The organism is Tateyamaria sp. LSS28 (assembly GCF_059611725.1).
The window spans coordinates 12892-38818 of sequence record NZ_JCAPFI010000012.1 but is presented as its reverse complement, the minus strand read 5'-3'; the positions used below and the strand labels follow the sequence as shown (position 1 = coordinate 38818).

26 protein-coding genes and 1 tRNA gene are annotated in these 25927 nt (G+C 57.3%); 9 read left to right on the top strand and 18 right to left on the bottom strand.

Annotated features, from left to right (window positions below):
* Nucleotides 1–122 precede the first annotated feature (122 nt).
* From AC53L6_RS23415 to AC53L6_RS23405, 3 genes are read left to right on the top strand one after another with little or no spacing between them, the layout of a single operon-like run.
* A complete protein-coding gene (locus AC53L6_RS23415) occupies nucleotides 123–1337 on the top strand; it encodes an amino acid ABC transporter permease (protein ID WP_299548604.1) in 1215 nt (404 codons plus the stop codon).
* Between the two features lie 3 nt (nucleotides 1338–1340).
* Nucleotides 1341–2630 carry an amino acid ABC transporter permease gene (locus tag AC53L6_RS23410; RefSeq protein ID WP_299210919.1) on the top strand — a complete coding sequence of 430 codons (1290 nt, stop codon included), beginning with the start codon at nucleotides 1341–1343 and terminating at the stop codon, nucleotides 2628–2630.
* Between the two features lie 12 nt (nucleotides 2631–2642).
* Nucleotides 2643–3410, top strand: coding sequence for an amino acid ABC transporter ATP-binding protein (locus AC53L6_RS23405; RefSeq protein WP_299210922.1), 768 nt, complete (start codon nucleotides 2643–2645; stop codon nucleotides 3408–3410).
* A gap of 419 nt (nucleotides 3411–3829) precedes the next feature.
* Here the strand turns inward: AC53L6_RS23405 and AC53L6_RS23400 are convergent, their stop codons facing one another.
* From AC53L6_RS23400 to ttcA, 9 genes are all read right to left on the bottom strand, one after another.
* Nucleotides 3830–4327 carry a SixA phosphatase family protein gene (locus AC53L6_RS23400; RefSeq protein WP_496909589.1) on the bottom strand — a complete coding sequence of 166 codons (498 nt, stop codon included), beginning with the start codon at nucleotides 4325–4327 and terminating at the stop codon, nucleotides 3830–3832.
* Complete coding sequence (locus tag AC53L6_RS23395; RefSeq protein WP_496909588.1) at nucleotides 4324–4938, bottom strand: ferredoxin; 615 nt, start codon at nucleotides 4936–4938, stop codon at nucleotides 4324–4326. Before AC53L6_RS23395 ends, AC53L6_RS23400 begins: the two co-directional genes overlap by 4 nt.
* Nucleotides 4935–5729 carry a sterol desaturase family protein gene (locus AC53L6_RS23390; RefSeq protein WP_496909587.1) on the bottom strand — a complete coding sequence of 265 codons (795 nt, stop codon included), beginning with the start codon at nucleotides 5727–5729 and terminating at the stop codon, nucleotides 4935–4937. Before AC53L6_RS23390 ends, AC53L6_RS23395 begins: the two co-directional genes overlap by 4 nt.
* A gap of 57 nt (nucleotides 5730–5786) precedes the next feature.
* Nucleotides 5787–6650, bottom strand: a complete 864-nt coding sequence (gene argB, locus AC53L6_RS23385) for an acetylglutamate kinase (protein ID WP_496909586.1) — start codon at nucleotides 6648–6650, stop codon at nucleotides 5787–5789.
* An 86-nt stretch (nucleotides 6651–6736) separates the two neighbouring features.
* Complete coding sequence (gene yihA, locus AC53L6_RS23380) at nucleotides 6737–7390, bottom strand: ribosome biogenesis GTP-binding protein YihA/YsxC (protein ID WP_299210937.1); 654 nt, start codon at nucleotides 7388–7390, stop codon at nucleotides 6737–6739.
* The gene (locus AC53L6_RS23375; RefSeq protein ID WP_496909585.1) at nucleotides 7387–8118 is read right to left on the bottom strand and encodes an MOSC domain-containing protein; all 732 of its coding nucleotides are present in this window, start codon (nucleotides 8116–8118) and stop codon (nucleotides 7387–7389) included. The genes yihA and AC53L6_RS23375 overlap by 4 nt, the downstream gene beginning before the upstream one ends.
* The gene (yidC, locus tag AC53L6_RS23370; protein ID WP_496909584.1) at nucleotides 8115–9929 is read right to left on the bottom strand and encodes a membrane protein insertase YidC; all 1815 of its coding nucleotides are present in this window, start codon (nucleotides 9927–9929) and stop codon (nucleotides 8115–8117) included. Before yidC ends, AC53L6_RS23375 begins: the two co-directional genes overlap by 4 nt.
* 177 nt (nucleotides 9930–10106) lie before the next feature.
* Nucleotides 10107–11672: a putative bifunctional diguanylate cyclase/phosphodiesterase gene (locus AC53L6_RS23365; protein WP_496909583.1), complete on the bottom strand. Its 1566-nt coding sequence runs from the start codon at nucleotides 11670–11672 to the stop codon at nucleotides 10107–10109.
* A gap of 57 nt (nucleotides 11673–11729) precedes the next feature.
* The gene (gene ttcA, locus AC53L6_RS23360; protein ID WP_496909582.1) at nucleotides 11730–12599 is read right to left on the bottom strand and encodes a tRNA 2-thiocytidine(32) synthetase TtcA; all 870 of its coding nucleotides are present in this window, start codon (nucleotides 12597–12599) and stop codon (nucleotides 11730–11732) included.
* 104 nt (nucleotides 12600–12703) lie between these two features.
* Here ttcA and AC53L6_RS23355 point away from each other — a divergent pair, with 104 nt between their 5' ends.
* Complete coding sequence (locus AC53L6_RS23355; RefSeq protein ID WP_496909581.1) at nucleotides 12704–13228, top strand: DUF3833 domain-containing protein; 525 nt, start codon at nucleotides 12704–12706, stop codon at nucleotides 13226–13228.
* A 145-nt stretch (nucleotides 13229–13373) separates the two neighbouring features.
* Here the strand turns inward: AC53L6_RS23355 and yidD are convergent, their stop codons facing one another.
* From yidD to rpmH, 3 genes are read right to left on the bottom strand one after another with little or no spacing between them, the layout of a single operon-like run.
* Nucleotides 13374–13607 (bottom strand): membrane protein insertion efficiency factor YidD, encoded by a 234-nt coding sequence (yidD, locus tag AC53L6_RS23350; protein WP_299210951.1) that lies wholly within the window; start codon nucleotides 13605–13607, stop codon nucleotides 13374–13376.
* Entirely contained in the window at nucleotides 13604–13999 is a 396-nt protein-coding gene (rnpA, locus tag AC53L6_RS23345; protein WP_496909580.1) for a ribonuclease P protein component, read from the bottom strand. Before rnpA ends, yidD begins: the two co-directional genes overlap by 4 nt.
* A 24-nt stretch (nucleotides 14000–14023) precedes the next feature.
* Complete coding sequence (rpmH, locus tag AC53L6_RS23340; protein ID WP_005980833.1) at nucleotides 14024–14158, bottom strand: 50S ribosomal protein L34; 135 nt, start codon at nucleotides 14156–14158, stop codon at nucleotides 14024–14026.
* Between the two features lie 318 nt (nucleotides 14159–14476).
* Here rpmH and AC53L6_RS23335 point away from each other — a divergent pair, with 318 nt between their 5' ends.
* The 5 genes from AC53L6_RS23335 (at nucleotide 14477) to AC53L6_RS23315 (ending at nucleotide 19629) form a co-directional block, all read left to right on the top strand.
* The gene (locus AC53L6_RS23335; RefSeq protein WP_496909579.1) at nucleotides 14477–15208 is read left to right on the top strand and encodes a TVP38/TMEM64 family protein; all 732 of its coding nucleotides are present in this window, start codon (nucleotides 14477–14479) and stop codon (nucleotides 15206–15208) included.
* Between the two features lie 4 nt (nucleotides 15209–15212).
* Nucleotides 15213–16631 (top strand): dihydrolipoyl dehydrogenase family protein, encoded by a 1419-nt coding sequence (locus AC53L6_RS23330; RefSeq protein ID WP_496909578.1) that lies wholly within the window; start codon nucleotides 15213–15215, stop codon nucleotides 16629–16631.
* 12 nt (nucleotides 16632–16643) lie between these two features.
* On the top strand, nucleotides 16644–18026 hold the full coding sequence (locus AC53L6_RS23325; protein WP_496909577.1) for a sensor histidine kinase: 1383 nt from the start codon (nucleotides 16644–16646) through the stop codon (nucleotides 18024–18026).
* A 69-nt stretch (nucleotides 18027–18095) separates the two neighbouring features.
* Nucleotides 18096–18172 (top strand) — tRNA-Arg (locus AC53L6_RS23320).
* Nucleotides 18173–18690: 518 nt separating this feature from the next.
* Nucleotides 18691–19629, top strand: a complete 939-nt coding sequence (locus AC53L6_RS23315; RefSeq protein WP_496909576.1) for a heme o synthase — start codon at nucleotides 18691–18693, stop codon at nucleotides 19627–19629.
* Between the two features lie 44 nt (nucleotides 19630–19673).
* On the opposite strand, the gene AC53L6_RS23310 is transcribed toward AC53L6_RS23315, so the two are convergent.
* The 6 genes from AC53L6_RS23310 to AC53L6_RS23285 all read right to left on the bottom strand — a co-directional run bounded on the left by AC53L6_RS23310 (nucleotide 19674) and on the right by AC53L6_RS23285 (nucleotide 25189).
* Complete coding sequence (locus tag AC53L6_RS23310; RefSeq protein WP_496909575.1) at nucleotides 19674–20024, bottom strand: cytochrome C oxidase subunit IV family protein; 351 nt, start codon at nucleotides 20022–20024, stop codon at nucleotides 19674–19676.
* Nucleotides 20025–20033: 9 nt separating this feature from the next.
* Nucleotides 20034–20741, bottom strand: coding sequence for a heme-copper oxidase subunit III family protein (locus tag AC53L6_RS23305; RefSeq protein ID WP_299702180.1), 708 nt, complete (start codon nucleotides 20739–20741; stop codon nucleotides 20034–20036).
* Nucleotides 20742–20750: 9 nt separating this feature from the next.
* Complete coding sequence (locus tag AC53L6_RS23300; protein ID WP_299601813.1) at nucleotides 20751–21434, bottom strand: cytochrome c oxidase subunit 3; 684 nt, start codon at nucleotides 21432–21434, stop codon at nucleotides 20751–20753.
* Nucleotides 21431–23197 (bottom strand): cbb3-type cytochrome c oxidase subunit I, encoded by a 1767-nt coding sequence (locus tag AC53L6_RS23295; protein ID WP_496909574.1) that lies wholly within the window; start codon nucleotides 23195–23197, stop codon nucleotides 21431–21433. The genes AC53L6_RS23300 and AC53L6_RS23295 overlap by 4 nt, the downstream gene beginning before the upstream one ends.
* Before the next feature lie 61 nt (nucleotides 23198–23258).
* Nucleotides 23259–24089: a cytochrome c oxidase subunit II gene (locus AC53L6_RS23290; protein WP_496909573.1), complete on the bottom strand. Its 831-nt coding sequence runs from the start codon at nucleotides 24087–24089 to the stop codon at nucleotides 23259–23261.
* A 233-nt stretch (nucleotides 24090–24322) separates the two neighbouring features.
* Nucleotides 24323–25189, bottom strand: a complete 867-nt coding sequence (locus AC53L6_RS23285) for a DUF2189 domain-containing protein (protein WP_299212072.1) — start codon at nucleotides 25187–25189, stop codon at nucleotides 24323–24325.
* Between the last annotated feature and the right edge of the window lie 738 nt (nucleotides 25190–25927).

Genomic DNA, 25927 nt, shown 5'->3' with positions numbered 1-25927 from the left:
ATCTGGGGCACAAGATCGCTGAAAACAGCGGCGCAGCTGCCTGAAAATGCAGACAGTTATGAAAACCCGGCCCCGCGTCACTGACGCGCAAAAACCAAGGCCGGAACCACGGGGAAAACCTCATGACAACGATGACCGACCCTCCACAGGAGTCGTTCCGCCTGTCGATGCTTTTGAACGACACGCGGTACAGATCATACACATTCCAATTCATTGCCCTGATCGTACTGATCGCGTCTGCCGCCTTTTTGATGAGCAACCTGTTCAGCAATCTGGCTGCCGCGGGTTTGAACATCTCCTATCAATTCCTGGGCACCCCAGCGGGCTATGACATAAACCAAACTCTGATTGACTACAGCAGCCAGTCGACCAATGCGCGCGCCGCACTGGTGGGCATCCTGAACACGCTGCTTGTTGCCTTTCTGGCCTGTGTGACGGCGACCATCTTTGGCGTGATCGCCGGGGTTCTGCGCCTGTCCAACAACTGGCTGGTCAGCAAGCTGATGTCCTTCTACGTGGAGATCTTCCGGAACATCCCTGTGCTGATCTGGATCATCATCATCTTCACCATCATGATCGCGGTCCTGCCAGGGCCAAGGGCGTTCCGCGGGGACGAACCGGCGGCAAGCATGGTGTTCGATGCCATCGCCTTTACCAACCGCGGCGTTTACATTCCCGCACCCGTGTGGGGCGCAGGATCACTGTTGGTTGTGGCCACGTTCCTGCTGTCAATCGTTGGCGTGATTGCCTATCGCCGCTATGCCACCAAACTGCTCTACGATACGGGCCGTTTGCTGCCCATGGGTTGGCCCAGCCTGGCCATTCTGTTTGTGCCAACGCTGCTGGTCTATTTCATCATGGGCATGCCGATCGGGCTCGATTATCCGGTGCTCAAGGGCTTCAACTTTTCCGGTGGGATCAAGGTCGGTGGACCGCTGATCGCCCTGTGGTTCGCTTTGTCGATCTATACAGGCGCCTTCATCGCGGAAAACGTCCGAGCGGGTATTCAGGCCATTTCCAAAGGGCAGTCTGAAGCCGCAGGCGCGCTGGGTCTGCGCCAGGGCCGGATCATGAACCTTGTGGTGCTGCCACAGGCGCTGCGGGTCATCATCCCGCCGCTCATCTCGCAATACCTCAACATCACCAAGAACTCATCGTTGGCCATCGCCGTAGGCTACGCCGATGTCACGGCCACACTGGGTGGGATCACCCTGAACCAGACCGGGCGTGCCATCGAATGCGTTCTGCTGCTGATGCTGTTCTATCTCACGATCTCGCTGTGCATCTCGGCGGTCATGAACGTCTACAACAATTCCGTTAAGTTGAAGGAGCGCTGAGCCATGTCAGATACATCTGCTGCCTTTGTGCGCACCGAACAAGTGCCACCTTCACCACCGCCGGCCTCGGCAACGGGACCTGTCAAATGGGCCAAGGACAACCTGTTCTCGACACCGCTCTATAGTCTGCTGACGATTGCCGCATTCTATTTCATCTACCTGATCCTCGCAAACACACTGCCGTGGATCGCCAACGGCGTCTGGGGCACGTCCAGCCTGGCAGAATGCCGCGAAGCGCTGAACGGAGTGTCGGGGGGCTGCTTCTCGGTGCTGACCGAGCGGTGGAACCAGCTGCTGTTCGGGTTCAAATACCCGGCGGATCAGTACTGGCGCCCCGCGTTGACCTTCCTGCTGTTCTTTGCAGCCGCCGCACCGGTGCTGTTCTTCAAATTGCCGCGCCAATTGTTATTGTTTACGGCGCTCTTTCCGTTCATCGCCTTCTACCTGATCTGGGGGGGCACGATCCTCACTCCGATCCTGGCGCTGGTCGGGTTCGTGGCGGGCTACTTTGTCTACCAACACTTTGTGGCGGGCAGCTTTGCCGCCGGTTTCTTTGGCGGGATCGCGACGGCCTTTGTCGTCTGGATCATCGGCGGGATGCTGATCCCTGCAAACGCGAACGAAGGCGCGTTGCTCAGCACCGTGCCCAGCCGCGATCTGGGGGGCTTCATGCTCAACATGATGCTGGGCGTGACCTGTGTGTCGCTATCGGTGCCTCTGGGCATCGCACTGGCGCTGGGCCGGCAATCGGACATGCCGCTGATCAAATGGATCTGCGTGGTCTTTATCGAGTTCATTCGCGGCGTGCCGCTGATCACCCTGCTGTTCGTGGCAAGCGTGATGCTGGCGTATTTCTTCCCGCCGGGCACAACGACCGACCTATTCCTGCGGGTTGTGATCATGATCACGATGTTCTCGGCGGCCTACATCGCCGAAGTGATCCGGGGTGGCCTCGCCGCCCTGCCACGCGGCCAGTACGAAGCGGCGGACAGCCTCGGCCTCGACTACCCCCAGGCCATGCGGCTGATCATCCTGCCACAGGCGCTCAAGATCTCGATTCCGGGCATCGTGAACGTGGCGGTGGGTCTGTTCAAGGACACCGTGCTGGTCTCGGTCATCTCGATGTTTGACCTGTTGGGCATGATCCGCGGTCCCATCCTCGCCTCCACCGAATGGAACGGGGTCTATTGGGAACTTCTGGGCTTTGCCTCGCTTCTCTTCTTTGTCGTCTGCTACGGCATCTCTCAATACTCGCAGTGGCTGGAACGCCAGCTTGCGACCGATCACCGCTAAGGAGTGGCTGATATGACTGAACAAGTTGCAATGAACGTCTCAAACGAAGTCGCGATTTCAATCGACAAGATGAACAAGTGGTACGGGACATTCCACGTGCTGCGCGACATCGACCTGACGGTGTATCAAGGCGAACGGATCGTGATCGCCGGGCCTTCGGGCTCTGGCAAATCGACCCTGATCCGCTGCATCAACGCGCTCGAGGAACACCAGCAGGGTACGATCACCGTGGACGGCACCGTGCTGTCCTCGGACGTCAAGAATATCGACAAGATCCGGTCCGAGGTTGGCATGTGCTTCCAGCACTTCAACCTGTTCCCGCACCTGTCGATCCTTGAAAACTGCACGTTGGCCCCGATCTGGGTGCGCAAGACGCCCAAGAAGGAAGCCGAAGAGATCGCGATGCACTTCCTGGAAAAGGTGAAGATCCCCGATCAGGCCGACAAGTATCCCGGTCAGTTGTCTGGTGGTCAGCAACAGCGCGTGGCGATTGCCCGCTCGCTCTGCATGCGTCCCCGGATCATGCTGTTTGATGAACCCACATCGGCGCTTGACCCGGAGATGATCAAGGAAGTGCTCGACACCATGGTCGAACTTGCCGAAGAGGGCATGACCATGCTCTGCGTGACGCACGAGATGGGCTTTGCCCGTCAGGTGGCGAACCGGGTGATCTTCATGGACGAAGGGCAGATCGTGGAACAGAACGAACCCGAAGAGTTCTTCAACAACCCGCAAAGCCCCCGGACCCAGCTGTTCCTCAGCCAGATCCTCGGTCACTGATCAAGCGGGGCGGGGGACACCCCCGCCTTACAAGGCCGCCCGAGCAAACCCGGAGCGGCCTGACCTCAGCCTCGACGATGGTTATGAGGCATAACCAACTTCCTTCTTCTGGCTAAAAATACCTTGGGGTTTGGGGCAAAGCCCCATCAAAAACTGCATCGCGTCGCCGTCAGGCGGCCATTGGATGTTTCCGAAAGTCTGGAACCGAAAATACCCTGCCGCGCTTAAGCGCTCTCGGGACATTTTCGATCAGAGGTTTTAAGGTGATTTCGGAAACATCCGAGATCACCGCGCGTTGCGTTAACCGCCCAACATCCGCCCGGTGGGGGTGTACAGGGGGTGTACGGATGCTGCACGGGGGGTGCACCCTGTCTCAAGCCGTCAATCTCTATGAAAACGCGGTGAATGCGTGGGGCGAATCACCCCACCATCACCTCACGTGGCACAGCAAAGTCGACCACTTGCCCGACACGCCAATCAATCTCGGCCCAGCTGTCCACGTCAAAGCGGATGATGGCGGTTGCACAGGTCGGGTAGTCCAGAAAGCGCGGGTGTTCCGGCGGTTGCTCCACGACCCGTTCCGCGAAATCGGCAATGCCAGGGTTGTGGCCCAGCACTAGAACGGCCTGTTCCGTTTGCTCTTTCAGCACCGTCATCATTGTCTCGGCCCCGGCGTGATACAGGGCGCGCGAAAACTTCACCGGTATATCAAACGCCAACCCCAGAAAGGTCTGTCCGGTCCGCTCACTGGTCGAGCTGACAGCCGCTTGGGGGACATGGCCCTTCCGCCGCAACCAATCGCCCATGGCCTGTGCAGAGGCCTTGCCCCGCGCGTTCAATGGCCGGTCGTGATCCATCAATGCAGGATGATCCCAGCTTGATTTGGCATGGCGCATCAAGATCAGAGTGCGGGTCATCGGTGAAAGGCTTTCATGTGAAACGCGGTTTGGGCATCGGGCCGGTCAAAGCTCTGACTGACCGGGCAAGCCCGCCGCACATGGCAGCCCCGGGTCATGCATTGAACACCGGCAGGCGTATCAAGATACGCCTTACAGGCAGGCACATCATAGGGCGTTTCGGCAGATAATGCACCCACCGGGCAGGCCGTAACACAGGGGCGATCTGTGCACGCATCGCAAGGACGCGACCCTTCGGATGCATCTTTGAATTCATGCGTGAATTCCAGTGCCCCCCGGATCGAAATCATCAGACCGGCGCGGTCATGGATCATCATGCCTGTTGGGCTTTGCCAGAAGCGCCCCGTGTCCAATGCCCACGCTATGAAGGGGGCATAGGGTGGCCCGTCGGATGGAAAATGCGCTGTTGCCGCAAGACAGTCTGCTATCCCGTTCAGAACGCGTTTGGACCAGGTGTCGACGGGGTTTTCGGCCGCGTCGATATACTCGGTGCTTTGGGTGAAGACAGACCACCAATGCGCGTCTGTGCCGACGAGAACCTTGTTCGACGTGTGCCCCATGACCATCAAGCCATGTGGGTCAACTGCGGCTGAAACAGCCTTGAGGATCATTTCCGGGCAAAGGGCAAGGACAGGGACCAACCAAGCCTCGAGGGGCGGTCATCTTGCCATTCCAGGCCCACTTGCATGTCGTCATGCCCGGCTTCGGGTTGGGCAATATAGGTGCCGAACATGCGATCCCAGATCGACAGCGAAAAACCATAATTGCTGTCATGTTCATGCCGGTGCACGGAATGGTGCACACGATGCATGTCTGGCGTCACAAGCAAGCGCCGGACGATGGCGTCGAGCCACAGGGGCAGGCGGATGTTGGCATGATTGAACATGGCAGTGCCGTTCAGGATGATCTCGAACAGGATCACCGCGGCGGCAGCGGGGCCAAGCAGATATACAGCGCCAATCTTGATCAGCATGGACAGGCCGATCTCAATGGGATGAAAGCGGATGGCCGTGGTCACGTCCATGTCCACATCGGCGTGGTGCACCCGGTGCAGGCGCCACAAAAGCGGAACCTTGTGTGTGATGAGATGCTGGGCCCAGATGATGAAGTCGAGGATCAGGATAGCCGCGACAACCTCGATCCAAGTGGGCAGGGACAGGGCATTGAACAATCCCCACCCCTGGTTGGCCGCATCAACCGCCGCGCCAACAGCCAGCACGGGCAGTACGAACGCCATGACGCGGATGAACAGCGTATTCGCGATAGTGATGCCCCAGTTGGTGACCCAGCGCCGCGACCGGCTTTGAGTGCGTGCCCGGCGCGGCAGCACGGCTTCGGTCAATGCAAAGAGCGCAAACAGACCGAGGAAGACACCAAAGCGAATGAGCGTTTCGTTTTCCATGCCCCATATCTACCGCCGGGTTGCCGTTGCGCAATGCGGCGTGCAGACACGTTTGCGTCAGCGGGGGCGGATGATGGACCCGGCACCGTGGTCCGTAAAAAGCTCAAGCAGGCAGGCATTCGGGGCGCGTCCATCGAGGATAACGACGGCGCGTACGCCGCTGGCAATGGCGTCGAGCGCGGTTTCCGTCTTTGGGATCATGCCCCCCGCGATGGTGCCATCCGCTGTCAGGTCACGGATCTGGTCGGCGGTAAGTTCGGTGACAACCTCGCCCTCCGCGTTTTTAACTCCGGATACATCGGTCAGCAGCAAGAGGCGGTCCGCCTTGAGCGCACCCGCGATAGCGCCTGCGGCCGTGTCACCGTTTATATTGAAGGTCTCTCCGCCTTGGCCGGAGCCAAGAGGCGCGATCACCGGTATCATTGACTGTTCGAACAGCGTCGACAGGATCGTCGGGTCCATCTGCGCGGGCGTGCCAACAAGGCCGAGAGCCGCATCCGTCTGGTCGCAGCTGATCAGGTTCGCATCCTTGCCCGACAGACCCACGGCCTTGCCGCCCGCGCGGTTGATGGCTTGTACGATGCGCTTGTTGACGACCCCGGACAGCACCATCTCGACCACTTCCATGGTCGCGGCGTCTGTCACACGCTTGCCGTTCACGAACTCCGATTGAATATCGAGACGCTTGAGCATGTCGTTGATCATCGGCCCGCCGCCATGCACGATGACCGGGTTTACACCGACCTGTCGCATCAGAACCACATCGTTGGCAAAGCTTGCCATTGCTTCGTCCGAGCCCATGGCGTGACCGCCGAGCTTGATGACGACGGTGGCCCCAGTGTAGCGCTGCATGTAAGGCAACGCTTGGCTGAGGGTGCGGGCAGTGGCGATCCAGTCGCGGTTCATATCTTGGGTCTTCATCTCGGGTCTGTGATGATTGCGCTGTTCACTGTCTTGCCCCAGCCTTGGAGCAGGGCCAAGATTTTTCGTACGAAAAATCGTCTGCGTCAGACGAGCGTTGCGATGATGGCGCGCAGAGTTGCGATACCGTCGCCCTTTTCGCTGCTGGTCAGCACGATTTCGGGGAAGGCGGCGGGATGTTTTGACAGGGCGGACCGGACCTGCGCCAGAACGGCGTCGCGGTCCTTGGCCTTCACCTTGTCCGTTTTGGTCAGCACGCATTGGAACGTGACGGCAGACGTATCCAGCAGTTTCAGAATTTCTTCGTCCACCTTTTTGATCCCATGCCGCGCATCGATCAGGACAAAGGCACGGCGCAAAGTCTGGCGACCTGACAGGTACTGTTTCAGCAGGCGTTGCCATTTCTCGACCACCGGTAGGGGGGCGTTCGCATAGCCATAGCCGGGAAGGTCGACCAAATAGTGGTCATCCCCCGCCGTGAAGTAGTTGATTTCCTGCGTGCGACCGGGTGTGTTTGACGCACGTGCCAACCCTTTACGACCCGTCAAGGCGTTGATCAACGAGGATTTTCCGACATTTGACCGCCCGGCAAAGCACACTTCCATCCGATCTGCCGGCGGCAAGCCGGACATGGCTACGACGCCTTTAACAAACTCTGTTTCGCCTGCGAACAGAAGCCGGCCACGCTCGGCAGTTTGCGGATCCGGTTCTTCGGCGACGGGAAAGGGCAGGGTTGTCATGAGAGTTGATCGCCGATTGCTACGGTTCCGCCCGATTTGACCTTGAAATAGACACCGAAGTTTCGCGTGTCCCAGCCATCTTCAAGCGCGCGCAGCATGCCGATATCCCGCGTGCCGGTTTGCGGATTGGCGTCCGGTGCCCTGCACCGTTCAATTGGCTCAACCGGAGAAAGTGTTGCACCCCCGAGGGTGATATCGCCAGCAAGCAGGTCAATCTCTTCCCATGGCGCCAGGTCGTCCAGCCATAGATTGATCCGGAACCGCCTCATATCAACATGCATGCCAGCCTTCTGACTGAGGGCGCGCAGCGAAGACAGGTTTCCGATCGAGACTGAGGCAAAGGGCACGTCTGTCATACCCTGCTGTGGAGCCTTGACCAGCCTTGCGGGACCGGGCCGGTTGTCGGGCCACAAATCCCCGATCCAAGCACCAAGCGCAACGGGCTCGGTGGATGGATTAAAATCAAGTGGGTCGCGAGAGGGGTGAGTCAGGACCACGCCCGTCTGTGTGCTGACAGCACCCACCGCGGCCAAGGCAGGACCGGACGCAACCTGCAAGAAGTTGCGTCGTGGTTGCCAATCATCCGTGTCCTCGGCCTCGGCATTCAGAAGTGCCCAGGCCCGATCACCAACAACTGCCTCTTCCCGGGTCAGGTCGATCTGCTCACAGGCTTCGCAACCGATCCCCTTGATCGGATGCCGCCAAATATGGGCGAGCGTGCCTGTCACTTCTTGGGTTCCTCGGCTGCTTTCTTCTTGAAGCTGCCGGTGATGTTGCTCAGCAGATCGGGTTTGTACCCCTGACTGCGCATGATCAGGTATTGCTGCGTGAAGGTGATCACGTTGTTGGCGATCCAGTACACGACCAGCCCGCTGGCAAAGCTGCCCAGCATGAACATGAAGACCCACGGCATCCACGCAAAGATCATCTGTTGAGTGGGGTCGGTGGGCGCCGGATTCAGCTTCTGTTGTAGCCACATCGAAATACCCAGTAGAAGCGGCAGGATGCCGATAAAGACCAGGGCCATCAGGCTGTTGGGATCGGGCGCTGCGTTGGGCAGCAGGCCGAAGAGATTGATGATCGACGTCGGGTCAGGCGCGCTGAGGTCCTGGAATGGTCCAAAGAAGGGCGCATGCCGCAATTCGATCGTGACGAAGATCACTTTGTAGAGCGAGAAGAAGATCGGGATTTGTAAAAGGATCGGCAGGCAACCAGCGGCCGGGTTTACCTTTTCCTTCTTATATAGCTCCATCATACCTTGCTGAAGCTTCTGCTTGTCGTCGCCGGCCTGTTCTTTCAGTTTCTCCATTTGCGGCTGAAGTTCTTTCATCTTCGCCATCGAAACGTACGATTTATATGCAAGCGGAACCAAAACGGCCTTGATGATCAGGGTGAGGCCGATGATTGCCCAGCCCATGTTGCCGATCAGTTTGTTCAACTCGTGCAGCAGCCAGAAGATCGGCTTGGTCAGGAAAAAGAACCAACCCCAGTCGATGCTGTCGATGAACCCCTGGACACCACCGGACTGGTATTCGCGAATGGTTTCCCACTCTTTCGCGCCTGCAAAAAGCTGTGTTTGAACTGCCACAGTTGCACCGTCTGCCACATCCTGCGTCGGCAGTCGGGTAACAGCCCGGTAGACATCACTGCGGGGGGCGTAGGTCAGTGCTTGGTCAAAGCTTTGAACGCCTGTCGGGATCAGGATCGACTGCCAGTAGTGGTCGGTAAAGCCAACCCAGCCATCCGTCACGCCTTCGGTCACGATTGCCGGACGACCCCAGGACGGGTCCACGTCAGCGTCGGGGATTTCATCCCAATCGGTTTCCGCAAGTTCTCCGTCCGCCATGGCCACTGCACCTTCGTGCAGGATGAAGAAGTTCTTGAGATCGGATGGCTCTCCATGCCGGGTCAACATGCCATAAGGTGCGACCCGAACCGCTGCCCCGCTGGTATTTGCTACCGATTGGGTGATGTCGAACATGTACTGGTCATCAATGCTGATGATCCGTTCAAAAACCAGGCCATCCCCGTTATTCCACGTCAGAGTAACGGGTTCACCAACAGACAACGTGTCACCTGCGGCCAGGGACCAGGTTGTGTTGGGACCCGGTACTGCGTCAGCGTCGAGCCCACCGCCGGGTGCCCAGCCATAGACGGCATAATATGCGTCCGCCGTGCCAACAGGCGACAGCATCCGAACGATGTCGGCATCTGGCTGAAGGCTTGTCCGGTAGTCTTTCAGACGCAGATCGTCGATACGGCCACCCAGCAGGGAGATAGAGCCCGAGACACGTGGTGTTTCGATGTCGATGCGCGGGGCGTCAGCCGTCTTTGTCGCGACCTCCGTTGCCGGTTCGGCCGCGTCGCCTATTGCCGGTGCCGTTGGCACTGTCCCGGGATCTTCCGCCTGTGCCGTGGTTGGTGCAGCTGTATCAAGCGGAACCTCCGGTTCTGGCGGGGGAAACAGCACAAACCATACGAGAATTACAAGGAAACTGAGCGCCGTTGCAAGAATGAGGTTCTTGTTCTGATCGTCCATCGGGGACTGCCACCTGCTGTCTGAAACGTTGCACGGGTTCAACAGAGTGCAGGGCCAAAGGTCAAGCGGATTCGGGCGCTAGGTACGGCGCGGCGCAGCAAGCGTGGCGCGGGCCCGACGTCTTCAAGACCCCAGCACCCTCTATGCGTGCATTGCTCGATGCGTCCGGTTTGCGCCTCAGTTCGTCCTGCGAACGGGCAAGGACGGCGCATCCTGCACCTTGCTTTCATGGGCGCGCACCCAATCCAGTGTTTTTTCAAACGGCATTGGGCGTGCAATGCCAAAGCCCTGCACATAGTCGCAGCCCAGCTGTGCCAGAAGGGCGTGTTCGCCAACCGTTTCAACACCTTCAGCCAGCGTTTCGATGTTCAGGCGTTCTGCCATGGTCAGAACGGCACTGATCATCCTTTGTTGTTCCGGATCGCGATCAGCCTTCATGACGAAGGAGCGGTCAATCTTGATCCGTCCCACGCCAAAACGGCGAATGGATGAAATGGACGCGTGACCTGTACCAAAGTCGTCCAGATCGACCCGGCACCCGAGTTTCGTTAATGCGTTGATGTTGCGCGTTATCGTGTCGTTCGTATTGTCTGTGACCACGGTTTCGAGAATCTCGACCGTAAGCCGGTCCGGTGTCAGGTCGAAGCGGTCGAGTTCCCAACGCACTTTGTCCACCAGCTTTGGATTGTTGAGTTCCGAGCCGCTGAAGTTAACCCCAACGTGAGGGACATTCAGACCTGCAGAGTCCCATGCCTTAAGCGCCGTGAAGCTATGATAAATCATGATCTCAGCCAAACGTTCCAATAACCCTGCATCTTCGATTGCGGGCAGGAATTCAGCCGGAGAAATTGCGCCCTTGTCTGGGTGTATCCAGCGGGCCAGCGCTTCGAACCCGGCGACCTTCCCGGTATCCGTGGAGATTTGTGGCTGAAACCAGGGCTGGATGTGCCCTTGTTCCAATGCTGCGGCCACTTCGTCGCGCAAATGTGCCCGGCTTTTGAGGCGCGAGTGCAATTCGGTCGAGTAGGCGCGCACGGAAGATGGGCCGCGGCGCTGTGCTTCGGTCAGGGCCGCGAGCGCACCATTGCTCCAGTCATGTCCTGTAGCACCTGGCGCACGGTTCAGCAGGCAGAAGCCGATACTGACGGACACATAGATCGTGGTGCCATCGATGGCGATCGGCTCTTCAATGGCCTGCTGGTAGCGGCTGCACATCTGGATACAGCTTTCCAGATCGAGATGCTGCACCGCGCCAAGGCGGAGAGAAAACCGAAAATCGCCGGTGCGACAGACTATGTCTGTATCTCTCATAGTGGCGACCAGGCGGTCTGCCACCGCTTTCAGGATACGGTCCGTTGCAGCAGGTTCGAACCGTTCGCTGAGGGCGGTGTGGTCGTCCAGCTCAATCGAGAAGATGGCGCTGTTCCGGTCGGCGCGTGGCGCGTCTGCAAGCATCACATCGACCTTGTCGGCAAAGTCATCCTGCGAGACGAGACCCGGCTGCAGGTTTCGGGCAATGCGTTTGCGCAACAGATCCTCGACCCCGCCGAAGACAAACCACGCAACCGGCAATGCGATGGCGACGGCAATCAATGCGACTTCACCCCAAATCCAGAATGCCGCCAGCATCATTGCAGGAAGGAATGCAAGCATCTGGGGACCAGTCAGCATCGTCGTTGCGTGTTCGCGCAATAATTTCAGCTTGTCTGGCGTGCGGAACTGCATGTTTGACCCCTTGTTCATACCCACGGCGTCGGCCGCACGTTGGTCAAGCAATAGGAGAACGGGGTAAGTCAGCGCTTAACGCAGGTCGGGAATGTTCACGTTTTTTTCTTCAAATTTTTCGGAACTGCGCAAGAGGCCTGCGAAGTCAAAAAGCTTGGGATCCAGCAGATGGGACGGCCGCGCATTCATCAACGCCCGGAACATGACCTGACGGCGCCCCGGGCTATTGGCTTCCCAGCCGTCGAGGATCTGTTTGACTTGCTGTCTTTGCAGCCCGTCCTGGCTACCGCACAGATCGCAGGGGATGATGGGATAGTTCATTGCCTTCGCGAACTTCTCGCAATCTGCCTCGGCAACGTGGGCGAGGGGGCGGTAAACGAACAAATCCCCCTCTTCATTCACAAGTTTCGGCGGCATCGTGGCAAGGCGCCCGCCGTGAAACAAGTTCATGAAAAAGGTTTCCAGAATGTCGTCGCGGTGATGGCCCAGCACAACTGCGGTGCAGCCTTCCTCGCGCGCGATGCGATATAGGTTGCCACGCCGCAGCCGTGAACACAGGGCGCAGAAGGTTCGGCCTTGAGGCACTTTGTCGACAACAATTGAATATGTGTCTTGATACTCGATCCGATTGGGCACCTGCATGCGCTCCAGAAACTCCGGAAGGACAGTTGCAGGAAAGCCGGGCTGACCCTGATCCAGATTGCAGGCCAGCAATTCGACAGGCAAAAGCCCGCGCCATTTCAGTTCGTGGAGAACGGCCAGCAATGTGTAGCTGTCTTTGCCACCGGACAGGCAGACCAGCCATTTGCCACCCGGTTCGATCATGCCATATTGGTCGATCGCCTCGCGCGCGTACCGCACGAGCCGTTTGCGCAGTTTCTTGAATTCGGTTGTTGCGGGCGCCCCGGCGAAAAGAGGGTGAATGTCGTCGCTGTCGTCAAGCATAGGGCCACCTTTGGGCTGCGATTGCGCCCTCATATACCAAGCAGACCGTGAACCAAAAGAGCCTGTGCAGCGTATCCATATCAAAATGTAAAAGGGGTGTGGTCATGCGCTGGGCAATCTTGGCCTTGGGATTGGTGGTTCTTGGGGCCTGTACTGGCAAGCCGTCGATAGATGATGCGGCTTTGTCTGAGCGGAAGCTGAACCTCGAAGAGTTCTTTGATGGGCGCGTCACGGCATACGGCCAGTTTCAAGATGTTTTTGGCACTGTTCGCCGTCGATTTACAGTAGACATCAACGGTACTTGGGATGGGCAGACGCTCACTCTGGTCGAGGATTTTGTCTATGAAGACAACAGCACCGAACAGCGTGTTTGGACGCTGCGAAAAACAGGACCGGACAGTTGGGAAGGCACCGCACCGGGTGTGATCGGAATTGCGACGGGGCAAGAGAAGGACGACACCTTCAACTGGCAGTACACGATTGATCTGCCCGTTCCCGATGGGACGCTGCGTGTGACATTCGATGACTGGATGTGGCTACTGAGTGAAGATCGCCTGTTGAACCGCGCCTACATGAAACGCGCAGGCATCGACATCGGCGATGTCATCATCACTTTCGAAAAGCAGTGACAGTATTGGAACTCATTCTGAGCGTTACTATCTAACTGATGCGCTCAAGATCAAAACTTGTGGCGTGCATACCCCGCTGCGAATTGCGCGGCGGAAAATAGGCCGCTCCCGCCTCGCCCCCCAGGACAGCGGAGCGGCCACTTTCCTACGGATCGTCCCGTTCTGGCACCGGATCGTAACCGTCGCCGCCCCAGGGATGGCACCGCCCGATGCGTCGTGCTGCCATCCAGGTTCCTTTGATCGCGCCATGCTTTTCCAACGCTTCCATTGCATAGGCGCTGCACGTGGGCTGGTAGCGGCAATTGAAGCCAACCCACGGGGAAAAGAGCAGGCGATAGGCACGGACGGGTAGGGAGACGCAAAAGGCAAGTGGGCTCATTGCAGCTTGTCCAATGCTGCATTGCAGTCGTCGATAAGCGCAGCAAAAGGTCGTGTGGCTGTTTCTGTGGCACGTCCCACAAACACATAGTCTGTTGCAGGTGAACCCCGGTGGCTGAGCACGTGCCGCGCCACTTCGCGCAAGCGGCGCTTGGCCCTGTTCCGCGCGATGGCGTTGCCAACCTTCTTTGAGCACGTGAAGCCAATTTGGATTGGGCCATCGTCATGCCGCAGGCGCACCTGAAGGATAAAGCCGGGCATCACGACGCGCTTGGCTCGGGCAGCGCGCAGAAAATTTGCCCGCTTTTTCATTGTCTCCAAACGCAATGGCCCCGCCGGCGGCATATCTTCGCCAGCGTCAAAGCTGGGCGAAAAGGCCTCCGGCGGGGTCATGATCATCCCTTTCGGGTGCGTGCTTTATGCGCTCAGCGACTTCCGACCGCGGGCGCGGCGGGCGTTGAGGATTTTGCGGCCAGCTTTGGTTGCCATGCGGGCACGGAAACCGTGGCGCCGCTTGCGCACGAGATTCGAAGGTTGGTAGGTGCGTTTCATCGCATTGGCTCCGGGTCTGTTGGCCCTCGGGTCCCGCGGATTCGGGAGGGGCTGTATTCGAAGCCCGTCCTCTAAAGCGGCGAGGGGGGCAAGTAAACCCTTTGGACACCTAATTTCGTCATCATTGCAACAAAAGGGTCCGGGCAGGCCGATCTATGTTTCAATGACGCACAAGAGCGGCAAAAAACCTCACGGAATTGGACATATCCGTTCAACGGGCCGTGAACACCCTGTTTTGACAGGTGCGACGGGCGCATTTTCAGGTCACAACCACCGCAACGCATGGCGCAAGGCAAAGAGCGCCTCAGAGGAATTGGTATGACCGACACGAGCCAACCACGCAAATCCAGCCTGATGCGGAACCTCCCGCTGATCGGCATTCTGATCGTTGCTGCGATTGGCGCTTTTACCTTGCGCGACTACCTTAGCTTCCAGACCCTAGCAGACAATCGTGAGGCGCTGATTGCCTTTCGCGACGGCAACTACCTGATGACGGCGTTGGTGTATGTTGCGATCTATATCCTGATTGTGGGGTTTTCACTGCCCGGTGCAAGTATCGCCACACTGACGGGCGGTTTTCTTTTTGGGACGGTCTTTGGATCGATATTCACTGTGACGGCGGCCACAATTGGAGCGTCGATCATCTTTCTGGCGGCGCGCCACGGCTTCGGAGAAACCTTGGGTCAACGCATGGAAGCGTCCAAAGGGACCATCAAAAAGATCAAGGACGGCATTGATGAAAACCAGTGGTCCATGCTGTTTGTGATCCGTTTGGTGCCGGTCGTTCCGTTCTTTGTTGCCAACCTCATCCCGGCTTTCATGCAGGTACCGCTGCACCGCTATGTCATCTCGACCTTTCTAGGCATCATCCCGGGATCAGTCGTATACACATCGGTCGGCGCCGGTTTGGGCGAAGTGTTCGCTCGTGGAGAGTCGCCGAACCTTGGCATCATTTTTGAACCGCATGTCCTGTTGCCTATCCTTGGGCTCGCGGCGCTATCGCTGCTGCCGGTCGTGGTCAAGGCCGTTACAGGCAAGAAAGGTCTTTGAACCGATGAAACGTATCAAGACTGATCTCCTGGTGATCGGGGCCGGGTCAGGCGGGTTGTCCGTTGCGGTCGGTGCGGTCCAGATGGGGGCCAAGGTTGTCCTGCTCGAAGGACATAAGATGGGCGGTGATTGCCTGAACTATGGCTGCGTCCCATCGAAGGCGCTGATTGCAAGCGGCAAGATGGCATATGGGCAGGAGCACAGCGCTGACTACGGCGTCGCCAATGCCGTCCCGCAGATCGACTATGCTGCCGCCAAGGACCATGTGAACCAGGTGATAGCGCAGATCGAACCGGTCGATAGCCAGGAACGCTTCGAAGGCCTTGGTGTGCATGTTATCCGTGAGTTTGGTCACTTCATCTCGGACAAAGAGGTGCAGGCGGGCAACACGGTCATCACGGCGCGTCGTATCGTCATTGCCACGGGTTCGAGCCCCTTCGTGCCGCCGATTGATGGCATTGATACAGTGCCATATCTGACAAATGAAACCTTGTGGGAACTGCGCGAACGCCCTGAACATCTGCTGATTATCGGCGGTGGCCCCATCGGGATGGAAATGGCGCAGGCGCACTGCCGTCTCGGGTCCAAGGTGACCGTGATCGAAGGGGACATCGCGCTGGGCAAGGATGACCCTGAGATGGCCGAAGTAGTTCTCAACAACCTGCGCGGTGAGGGAATAGAGATTGCGGAAGGTGCCTTGGCCGATAGGATCGAAGGTGGAGATGGCACTGTAACAGTTTACACCAAGGACGGTCGCAGGTTTACCGGGTCGCATCTGTTGATGGCTGTCGGCCGCAAGTCGAACACGGACAAGCTGAACCTTGAGGCCGCCGGGATCGAAACCACCCACGCAGGGATCAAGGTTGACGATAGCTTGCGCACGACCAACCGCCGCGTCTATGCCGTTGGGGACGTCGCTGGTGGACTACAGTTCACACACATGGCGGGCTACCATGCCGGGGTCATCATCCGGTCATTGCTGTTTGCGTTGCCGTCCAAAGCCAAGACCGCACATATCCCGTGGGCGACATATACCGACCCCGAACTGGCACAGGTCGGGCCAACCGAGGCGCAGGCGCGCGAGACACACGGCAACAAGCTGGAAGTTGTCCGGTTTCACTACAATCACAACGACCGGGCGATCGCGGAACGCAAAACCGAAGGCTTGATCAAGGTTATGGTGGTTAAGGGACGACCTGTTGGTGCCTCCATTGCCGGTCATCAGGCAGGTGAGTTGATCAACCTGTGGTCACTGGTGATTGCAAACAATATGAAGATGAGCCAAGTCGCCGCGATGGTGTCGCCGTATCCGACCATCGGCGAGGTCAACAAACGCGTTGCCGGTGCCTATTTCAGTCCGCGCCTTTTTGAAAGCAACACGGTTAAGCGGGTGGTAGGTCTTGTACAACGCCTTATTCCCTGAGCACATAGCACGATGATGAACTCTCTCTCTGGCCGCTTCCTTATCCTGACCACGATCTTCGTGATGCTGGCCGAGGTTTTGATCTTTGTGCCGTCTATTGCGCGGTTCCGGGAGGAATATCTGCAGAACCGCCTCGAACGCGCCCAGATTGCATCGCTTGCCTTGCTGGCTGACGACATGATCGACAGCGATCTCGAAGAAGAATTGCTGGTGAACGCGGGTGTTTTCAACGTCGTTCTGCGGCGGGATGAAGTGCGGCAATTGATGTTGTCATCACCGATGCCCCAACCCATCGATGACACCTTCGACCTGCGGGATGGCACCGCCCCGGTTCTGATACGCGATGCATTGATGCGCATCCTTGAACCCGACAACGAAGTCATCCGTGTGATAGGGGCGCCAACTCGCGAAGCCGGGCTTCTGATCGAAGTTACAATGGAAACGGCGCCGCTGCGCGCTTCCATGATTGATTATGGTATCCGCATCCTTGTTCTTTCCGCTGTCATCTCGATTGTCACCGCGGGGCTTTTGTTCGTTGCAGTCCGTGCGATCCTTGTGAAGCCGATCCGCGGTGTCGTCGGTCACATGCAGCGCTATGCGGCGGCACCTGAGGATGCGAGGCGTATCATAACGCCAAATGCTGGCGTGACTGAACTGCGCGAGGCCGAGGAAGCCCTGCGCAGTCTACAGACGGAACTCATATCGGCCCTGCGCCAAAAAGATCGCCTCGCGCAACTTGGCAGTGCCGTGTCCAAGATCAGCCATGATTTGCGTAACATCCTGACCTCGGCTCAGCTATTTACGGACCGTATCGAGGCGTCTGAAGATCCGCTTGTGCGGCGCATGGCGCCAAAGCTGGTGAACTCCATGACAAGAGCTGTGCACCTGTGCGAAAGTACGCTGGCGTTTGGGAAGGCCGAGGAACCCAGCCCCACGCTTATGATCTTCACTCTCGATGATCTGGTGGCGGACGTATTGGACAGCGAACGCCTTGCGGTCGGTGATCACGACCTGTCGCTGAGTGAAAACATCCCTCCGCTGTTCTCGCTTCGTGCAGATCCGGAACAGTTGTTCCGCGTAGTATCAAATCTTGTGCGCAACGCGCGACAAGCCATCATTGCCACAGGAAAACCGGGCGAGATTAATGTGTCCGCCTACGAGGATGCTGACAATTGGTGGATCGAGATCTCTGACACGGGCCCCGGCCTACCTCCCAAAGCCCAAGAGCATCTGTTTCAGCCATTTCAGGGCGGTGTTGCAAAGGGTGGTACAGGGCTTGGTCTAGCCATTGCCCAAGAGTTGGTGCGCGGGCATGGCGGTGCACTTGAGTTGGACCGAACGGGGCCCAAGGGGACAGTTTTTTCTATCCGATTGCCGAAAGGTGATGACATCTGACCTGCGGTGCACTTTTGCCGAGATAAGCTCTTGCAAACCCCGAACCACGGGACTAAACCGCCCGACAGTGGACCGATAGCTCAGCTGGATAGAGTACTTGACTACGAATCAAGGGGTCGGGGGTTCGAATCCTCCTCGGTCCGCCACTACAATATTGTCGAACGTCATACGAAATTGGCTTTTGCGTCATAAACTGACCTGACCACCGCGAACCAGATGTTTGTCGCTCGGGCGCAAGCGTCCGGTTCGTTTCTTCCGCACCTATTGCTTGAGCGAAACGAGAGATATCGCGCTGCCAGAGCCTTCTTAAGTTCGAGGCCCTGATTGTCGAGCCAGACGGCCCAAACCTGCCATTCATCTCCCAATACCGACGCTGCGGTGCGGCTCGCCAAACCTGACATTCGCCGCAAGTGCACAGTATCGTTTCCATCGGACGACCAAATCGCGGGACTTAGCTGCCATTCGCCGCATTTGCGCCAACGTCTGCTTGATGACGCTTCCCTATCGAGCGCTACCATCGAAGAACACTTTGGAATCAGCGCGGTGCATCGTCGCATCACTATCGAAAGCACCCTATTGGTTTGCGCTGCGGACGACTGGATCAAGAAAATTGCCGCTGGGCCACTGATGCGTTAAGATGAAGTGCCTCGGGAGGAGCGATTAAATGCCGATCGCGGACGGCTTTTTTGCACGTACTGTGCTTAAGTTCAGGTTCAGTCGGGCGGCCCACTTCATCGCGCTTACAAAGCCAAGAGTCATGTCGCTTGCGATCTTCACGGCACTTGTCGGCATGGCTTTGGCCTCGGGGGATTTGTCTTTTGGCAGAGCTGTCATTTCGATTTCGGCGATCGCAATAGGTGCCGGCGCCGCCGGGGCGCTGAACATGTGGTATGACGCACCCATTGACGCAAAGATGGCACGGACTTCGAACCGGCCTTTGCCAGCTGGGGTGGTTTCGTCCACCGAAGCGCTCGTTTTCGGTATGGGACTCGCCACGATCTCCGTCATCGTGCTCGCATTCTCTGCCAACCCGCTTTCTGCATGTCTGCTCGCGGCAACAATCATCTTTTACAGCGTCTTTTATACGATGTGGCTCAAGTTCGTTACTCCGCAAAACATCGTGATTGGTGGTGCTGCGGGCGCTTTGCCGCCGGTGATCGGATGGACCGCAATTTCGGGTTCGCTGGACTGGGAACCATGGCTGCTGTTTCTGATCACTTTCCTTTGGACGCCGCCACACTTTTGGGCTCTCGCCCTGCTCAAGTCGACCGATTATGCGGCCGCCCGGATACCGATGCTACCTGTCGTGGCGGGTGAGGCTGCGACCAAAAGACAGATTTTTGCCTACGCTATCGTGCTTTCCCCCATTGGTGCTGCACCGTCGTTCGTGGGCATGGCGGGACCATTGTACGGCATACTTGCAACAGCGTTGGGCATTGAATTTCTGCGCCGCGCGTGGCTGCTCCTTCGAACACCGATTGATGTATCGCGCGCGCCGGCAAAGTCACTTTTTGTCTTCTCGATCATTTACCTTTACGCCGTCTTCACCGCACTTCTTGTCGACGCAGCCGTCCGGTGGCTGTTGCGGTCCGGAGGCATTTGAAGAGGAGACTGACGCCTCTGAACTGTTGATCCGATCTGTCCGCCTCAGGGGCCGGAGAAAACGGATATCCGGGTTGCAAGGGTGTAGTCGGACTCGAAAGTCATGATCGCAAGGAAGGCCAACACGGCCAACGGCGGCAGCAGGATAGCATAGGCAAGGGCCAGACGTTCCCACGCTATGTGCATGAAAACGGCGACGATCAGGCCCGCCTTCAAGAGCATGAAGACAATAATCAAGGACCAGCGCAGCAGCCCCTGCAAGCCAACGTAGTCGACAAAGTAGGAGAAAGCGCTGAGAACGAAGAGCAACCCCCAAACAAGGAAGTAGAGTTTGAGAGGATGTTGCTGCCCCTCGACGTGAGCTGTTGCTGGCTTAAGCGTTGTCGTGTCTGTCATGACCGTTCCTTACCAAAGATAGAAAAACGCAAAGATGAAGACCCAAACCAGATCAACGAAGTGCCAATAGAGCCCCATGATTTCGACCGCCTCATAGTCGCCGGCGTCCGATTTTAGCCAGGTTCGGCCGGGCCGGTCGAACTCACCTCGCCAGATCTTGGTCGCGATGATGATCAGGAACAGGACGCCAATCGAAACGTGTGTACCGTGGAAACCGGTGATCATGAAAAAACTGGCGCCGAACTGTTCTGCGCCGAAGGGGTTGCCCCAGGGGCGTACACCTTCTTGGATCAGCTTGGTCCATTCGAAAACCTGCATGCCGACAAAGGTCGCACCCAGAAACGCAGTAAGATACATGAGCCCGGCTGTCGCCTTGCGTGCGCGGGCATAACCGCACCTCACGGCCATCGCCATTGTCCCGCTTGATGAAATCAGGACGAAAGTCATTATCGCAATCAGAAGAAGTGGCAGGTCTGCGCCGCCCACATGCAATGAAAACACTTCGCTGGTATTGGGCCAGTCAGATTTAGTGGACATGCGGGCCGACATGTACCCGATCAGAAAGATGCTGAAGACGAACGTATCGCTTAGCAGAAAAATCCACATCATCGCCTTGCCCCAAGACACCCGCTTGAACGTGCGCTGGTCAGAGCTCCAGTCCCGTACAAACCCGTCGAGGCCTTCTGGGCGGTCCGTTTGCAAAGTGCTCTCAGCCATAGTGTTCCCTCACGTTAGAATGGTGCGACAGATGTCGAGCAACTGGTTGGCCAGTCCCATGAATAGAAGCAGCAGCCCAATCCACACGACCAGAAGGAAGTCCCAATATGTGGCACAAAGACCCACGTTGAGTTTGGTCCGGTCCGGGTCGCCTCCACTGCGCGCTATCAAAACACCAAGTGCGAGGATGCCGCCGAGGATATGCAGTCCATGCAGACCGCTCAGCATGTAGAAGAAGCTTGCTGCGGGGCCGGACGTGAGGCCATCTCCCACCACCTGCAACTCTCGCCACGCGAGGAGTTGTCCAACCAAAAAACCGCCGGTCGCCAATCCGGCAATGGTCGTGTCCCGCGTTAGCCGACGCGTATCGCTGCGACGCGTGGCCAGCCGCAGAAAAATGCTCGCCACCACCAACAGGGCGGTATTGATCCAGACAACCGGTGGCAGGGTCAATGAGGGCCATATTTCCAGATCCATCCGCATGATAAATGCGCTGCCGAAAAGTGCGAAAAGCGATCCGATCACAACAAGGAACACGCCAAGCCCGAGACGCTCGACTGGAAAGCCGGACCTGCCTGCCGCTTCCTCCATGGGTCCTGTTTCAAGCCAGGGCTTGGACATCACACCTTGTTGGAGCAGCCACCAGAATGCCAGCGCAATGATCGTTACCAAAAAGGCGAGTATGACGGTCATGTTGGTGCCGTTTGCTGCACCCACGGATCGTCCTGCGCAATGAAATCTTCTGGTGCGCCGGGCACGCTGTAGTCGTAGGCCCAACGATACACGACGGGAAGTTCATCAGCCCAGTTGCCGTGGCGCGGAGGTGTTTGCGGTGTCTGCCATTCAAGTGATGCTGCACGCCAGGGATTGCCGCCAGCGTCCCGACCTCTTCGTGCGCTCCATGCAATATTGAACAGAAACAGGATTTGCGCTGCGCCGACGATGAAGGCGGCAATGCTGATGAATGCGTTCAGCCCGTCCACTGGCGTCGTGATGAATGCTGGATCACCAATCTCGGGGTAGCGCCGTGGCACACCGACCAGACCAACGTAATGCATCGGGAAAAAGATCGCGTAGGTTCCGATGAATGTGACCCAGAAATGTATTTGCCCCATGGCCTCGTTCAACATGCGACCGGTCATCAGGGGGTACCAGTGGTAAATTGCGCCAAAAATGACCATCAGCGGCGCAACCCCCATCACCATATGAAAGTGCGCGACGACAAACATGGTGTCGGACAGCGGCACATCAACCACCACATTTCCGAGGAAGAGACCAGTAAGACCGCCGTTGACAAAAGTGACCACGAAACTGAGGGCAAAGAGCATGGGCAATGTCAGATGAATGTCACCGCGCCAAAGCGTTAACAGCCAATTGTAGACCTTGATCGCAGTTGGCACCGCGATGATCAGCGTCGTCGTGGCGAAGAAGAAACCGAAATACGGATGCATCCCCGAGACATACATGTGATGCGCCCAGACGATGAAGGACAGTGCACCGATGATAACGATGGCCCAGACCATCATCCGGTATCCGAACACATTCTTACGAGCATGTACACTGATCAAGTCCGACACGATACCAAAGGCCGGGAGTGCCACGATGTAGACTTCGGGGTGGCCGAAGAACCAGAACAGATGCTGGAACACGATCGGGCTACCGCCTCCGTATGACAGCTGCTCACCCATTTCGACAAGCGTTGGCATAAAGAAACTTGTGCCAAGCAGGCGGTCGAATAACATCATCACACAAGCAACAAACAAGGCTGGGAATGCGAGCAATGCCATGACCGTCGCGGTGAAGATGCCCCAAACTGTCAGGGGCATCCGCATCAAGGTCATGCCACGGGTCCGTGCCTGAAGAACAGTCACGACGTAGTTCAGACCGCCCATCGTGAAGCCGATAATAAAGAGGATCAGTGAAAGCAGCATCAGAATGATGCCTGCATCCTGTCCACCCGGTGTCCCGCTCAGGATCGCCTGTGGTGGGTAAAGCGTCCAGCCCGCCCCCGTGGGCCCGCCGGGCACAAAGAAGCTCGCGACCAGCACCAGAACGGCCAAAAGGTAAACCCAGTAGCTCAGCATGTTCACGAAAGGGAACACCATGTCACGGGCCCCGACCATCAGCGGGATCAGGTAGTTGCCAAAGCCGCCAAGAAAGATCGCGGTCAGCAGGTAGATCACCATGATCATCCCGTGCATAGTGATGAACTGATAATAGGCCTCGGCCGAGAATGAAAAAACGTCCGGAAACCCCAGTTGCAGGCGCACCAGCCAGGACAGGACCAAGGCCACCAACCCTATCGCGATCGCAGTGGCTGAGTACTGGATTGCGATGTATTTCGCATCTTGCGAGAACACCCACCGCCTGATCCACGTGTGCGGATGCGGTGGATGGACGTCCGGCACTTCTGCCGGCGGGACCTGTTCATCGGGCCGATAGGGGATATTGGCCATTTATGCTCCTCCTAGCCGAAACGGCTTGGCTTGTCGGGCGGCGGAGCAACTTTGAAAGTTTCTATTGTTCAGGGTCGCTGCTCGCGGTCCTAACCCTTCTTTCCTCCCAAAGCTCTGCAAAGGTTCGCTGCTCCTGCAGCCAGGCTTGATAATCTGTCTCCTCTTGGATTTGCACGTAGCCGCGCATGTGGCCGTGACCGACACCGCACAGTTCTGCACATAAAACCTCGAACTCACCGATCCGCGTCGGCGTGAACCAGAAGTAGGTGACCATCCCGGGCACCATATCCATCTTGGCGCGAAACTCGGGCACGTAGAAATTGTGAAGAACATCGACCGACCGAAGAACCATCTTCACCGGTTTCCCAATCGGAAGGTACAAATCGTCTGATTCAATGATGATATCGTCCTGCCCAAAGCGGTCGAATGGACTGATCCCAAGAGGATTATCCGGACCGACCAAAGCTGCATCCGACGTCCCCAGACGGCCATCCTCACCAGGCAAGCGAAAACTCCACGACCATTGCTGCGCAAAAACTTCAACTTCAGTGGCATCATCCGGAACGGTCACAAACTGCTTCCAGACGACAAGGCCCGGGGCCAGCATCGCGGCCACTCCCAACCCTGTGACCACGGTCAGCCAAATTTCCAGTCGCCTGTTTTCCGGCTCGAACGCGGCGACCCGCCCCGGTTCGTGACGAAACCGCCAAACACAATACGCCATGAATAGGATGACGGCCGTAAATACAAACCCGGTGATCCAGAAGGTGATAACGAGGGTCGCGTCGATATATCCCCAGTTTGACGCAATAGGGGTCCACCACCATGGGCTAAGCAGGTGGAACAGGATTGACCCTACAACTACGACAACCAGAGCGATTACGACGACCATGACGCGCCTTTCCTCGGCTCAACCGCGCACAGGCACAGAAGCCATTTGTCGCGACTGTTGCGCCAAATTGTATCACAAATCGTGAATTCGGGGTACCTCAGATGTAAGGCACTGAAATAAATGAGAAAAGGTGCGTCGTGTTGAGGCGTTCGCGGCCATATTGACGATGCGTGCCAACCTTCCTAGATGAACTTCCCAAGTTCACCATTGGGCGGTTTTCCTGAGCGTTCAGCCTATTGGGCTACCGCCCGCCGATATAGGTGCCATGTCGCATGTCCGAGGATCGGGAAAGCGAAGATAAGCCCAAGGAACAATGGTATCGTCCCTATGGCAAGGAATGTCGCGACAATAAGCCCCCATACCGCCACGGTCACCGGGTTCTTTCGCGTCAGTTCCAACGACGTCGCGATTGCGACGGGGACACCAACATGGCGGTGCAATGCCAGCGGTATCGAGACAACGGTCATTGCAAGCGTAGCTGCCGCAAAGACAAACCCCACTGCGCAACCGACGATCAGCATCGTCCACCCAGGACCGGTCGTGAAGACATCCACAAAGAACGTCCTTGCGGAAGCAGGTGCCTCTGGCCCCAAGGTCAAGGTAAAGATCAGATAAGCTGTCAACATCCAGGCTATGAACATTAACACCAGACCAAGACCTATCGTGAGCACGGCTGCTATGGCCGGTGATCCCATGACACCAAGAGCGGCGCGAAAGCCTGCCGGCTCTCCTTTTTCTCGGCAGCGGCTCATCTCGTATAGACCGACGGCGGCAATCGGTCCCAGCAACGCAAAACCTGACATCAGCGGGAACAGTAAAGGCAGTAGTTCGCGCTGGAAGGCGAAGGCTGCAAGGCAGAGCCCGACAATGGGATAGAGAATAACGATGAAAAGCACATCCGTGCGAAGCGCCCCAAAGTCTTCCGCTCCTTTCCTGAGCGCAATCCGTAGATCTTCGATGCTGATCTGATTCACTGTTGGGTGTGCTTGCGGATCACCACCAATTTCATGAGCCGCATCCTGAGTATAGTGTGAAGCATCGCCGAGAACGTGCAGCACCCAAGAAAGGGGATTTCCGATTGTTTTGATTGGCTTCACCATTTGCAGACCCCCCTCTCGAGAGTAGGTAGGCGCCGACCGATCAAATCGTACGCCGGTCGAACACCGGTTACTTACATGATACCATGATGCGACCGATCGGCACACCCAAATTTCCACGATGTCGTTGGATACGCTCAAACCGAACCTCATTCGGTCGCCAAAACCGCTACTCTCCCGGACAAAATTTCAGTAGATCTGACAGCACACTGTATAATCAAACACATGCTAATGATGTCCTCAGTTGATGCAAATTCTTGGCAAAGGTTTTGAGGTACCTCGCTGCTCCGCCCACATCGACACTGTTCGACTGAGGAGGCTTGGCGTGGCAGCTTCCTGAATGGCGAACCCGATATTCCGGCCCTGGTCTGATACGCCGATGTTGGGTTTCTGATCCTTTTATCGCAGTAGCAAGACGACTTATCGGCAAGCCAGGCTGATCAATCTCGCAATTTCGGCGTTCGAAACGACCTTCGCTAACCAGTCCGCAAAGTGCTGCAAAGCTGCCGTTCGCCACTTTCCAGAAATCGGTAAATTTGGGCTCACTGCCGCCATCGGAGCAGGCGCAGCATCCGCTCATCAAGCGCCTGTTGCTCGGAAAAAGACGGCCCATTGCGGACATTCGCCGGCGATCGCGACGCTGCGGTGCAGCTTCCCTGAAGCGGTCATTGGCAACTGAGCGCATCAAGTTGGCCGAGCCGAAGACTGCAAAGCGGACGAGGTTGACTTTAGTGAATTCAA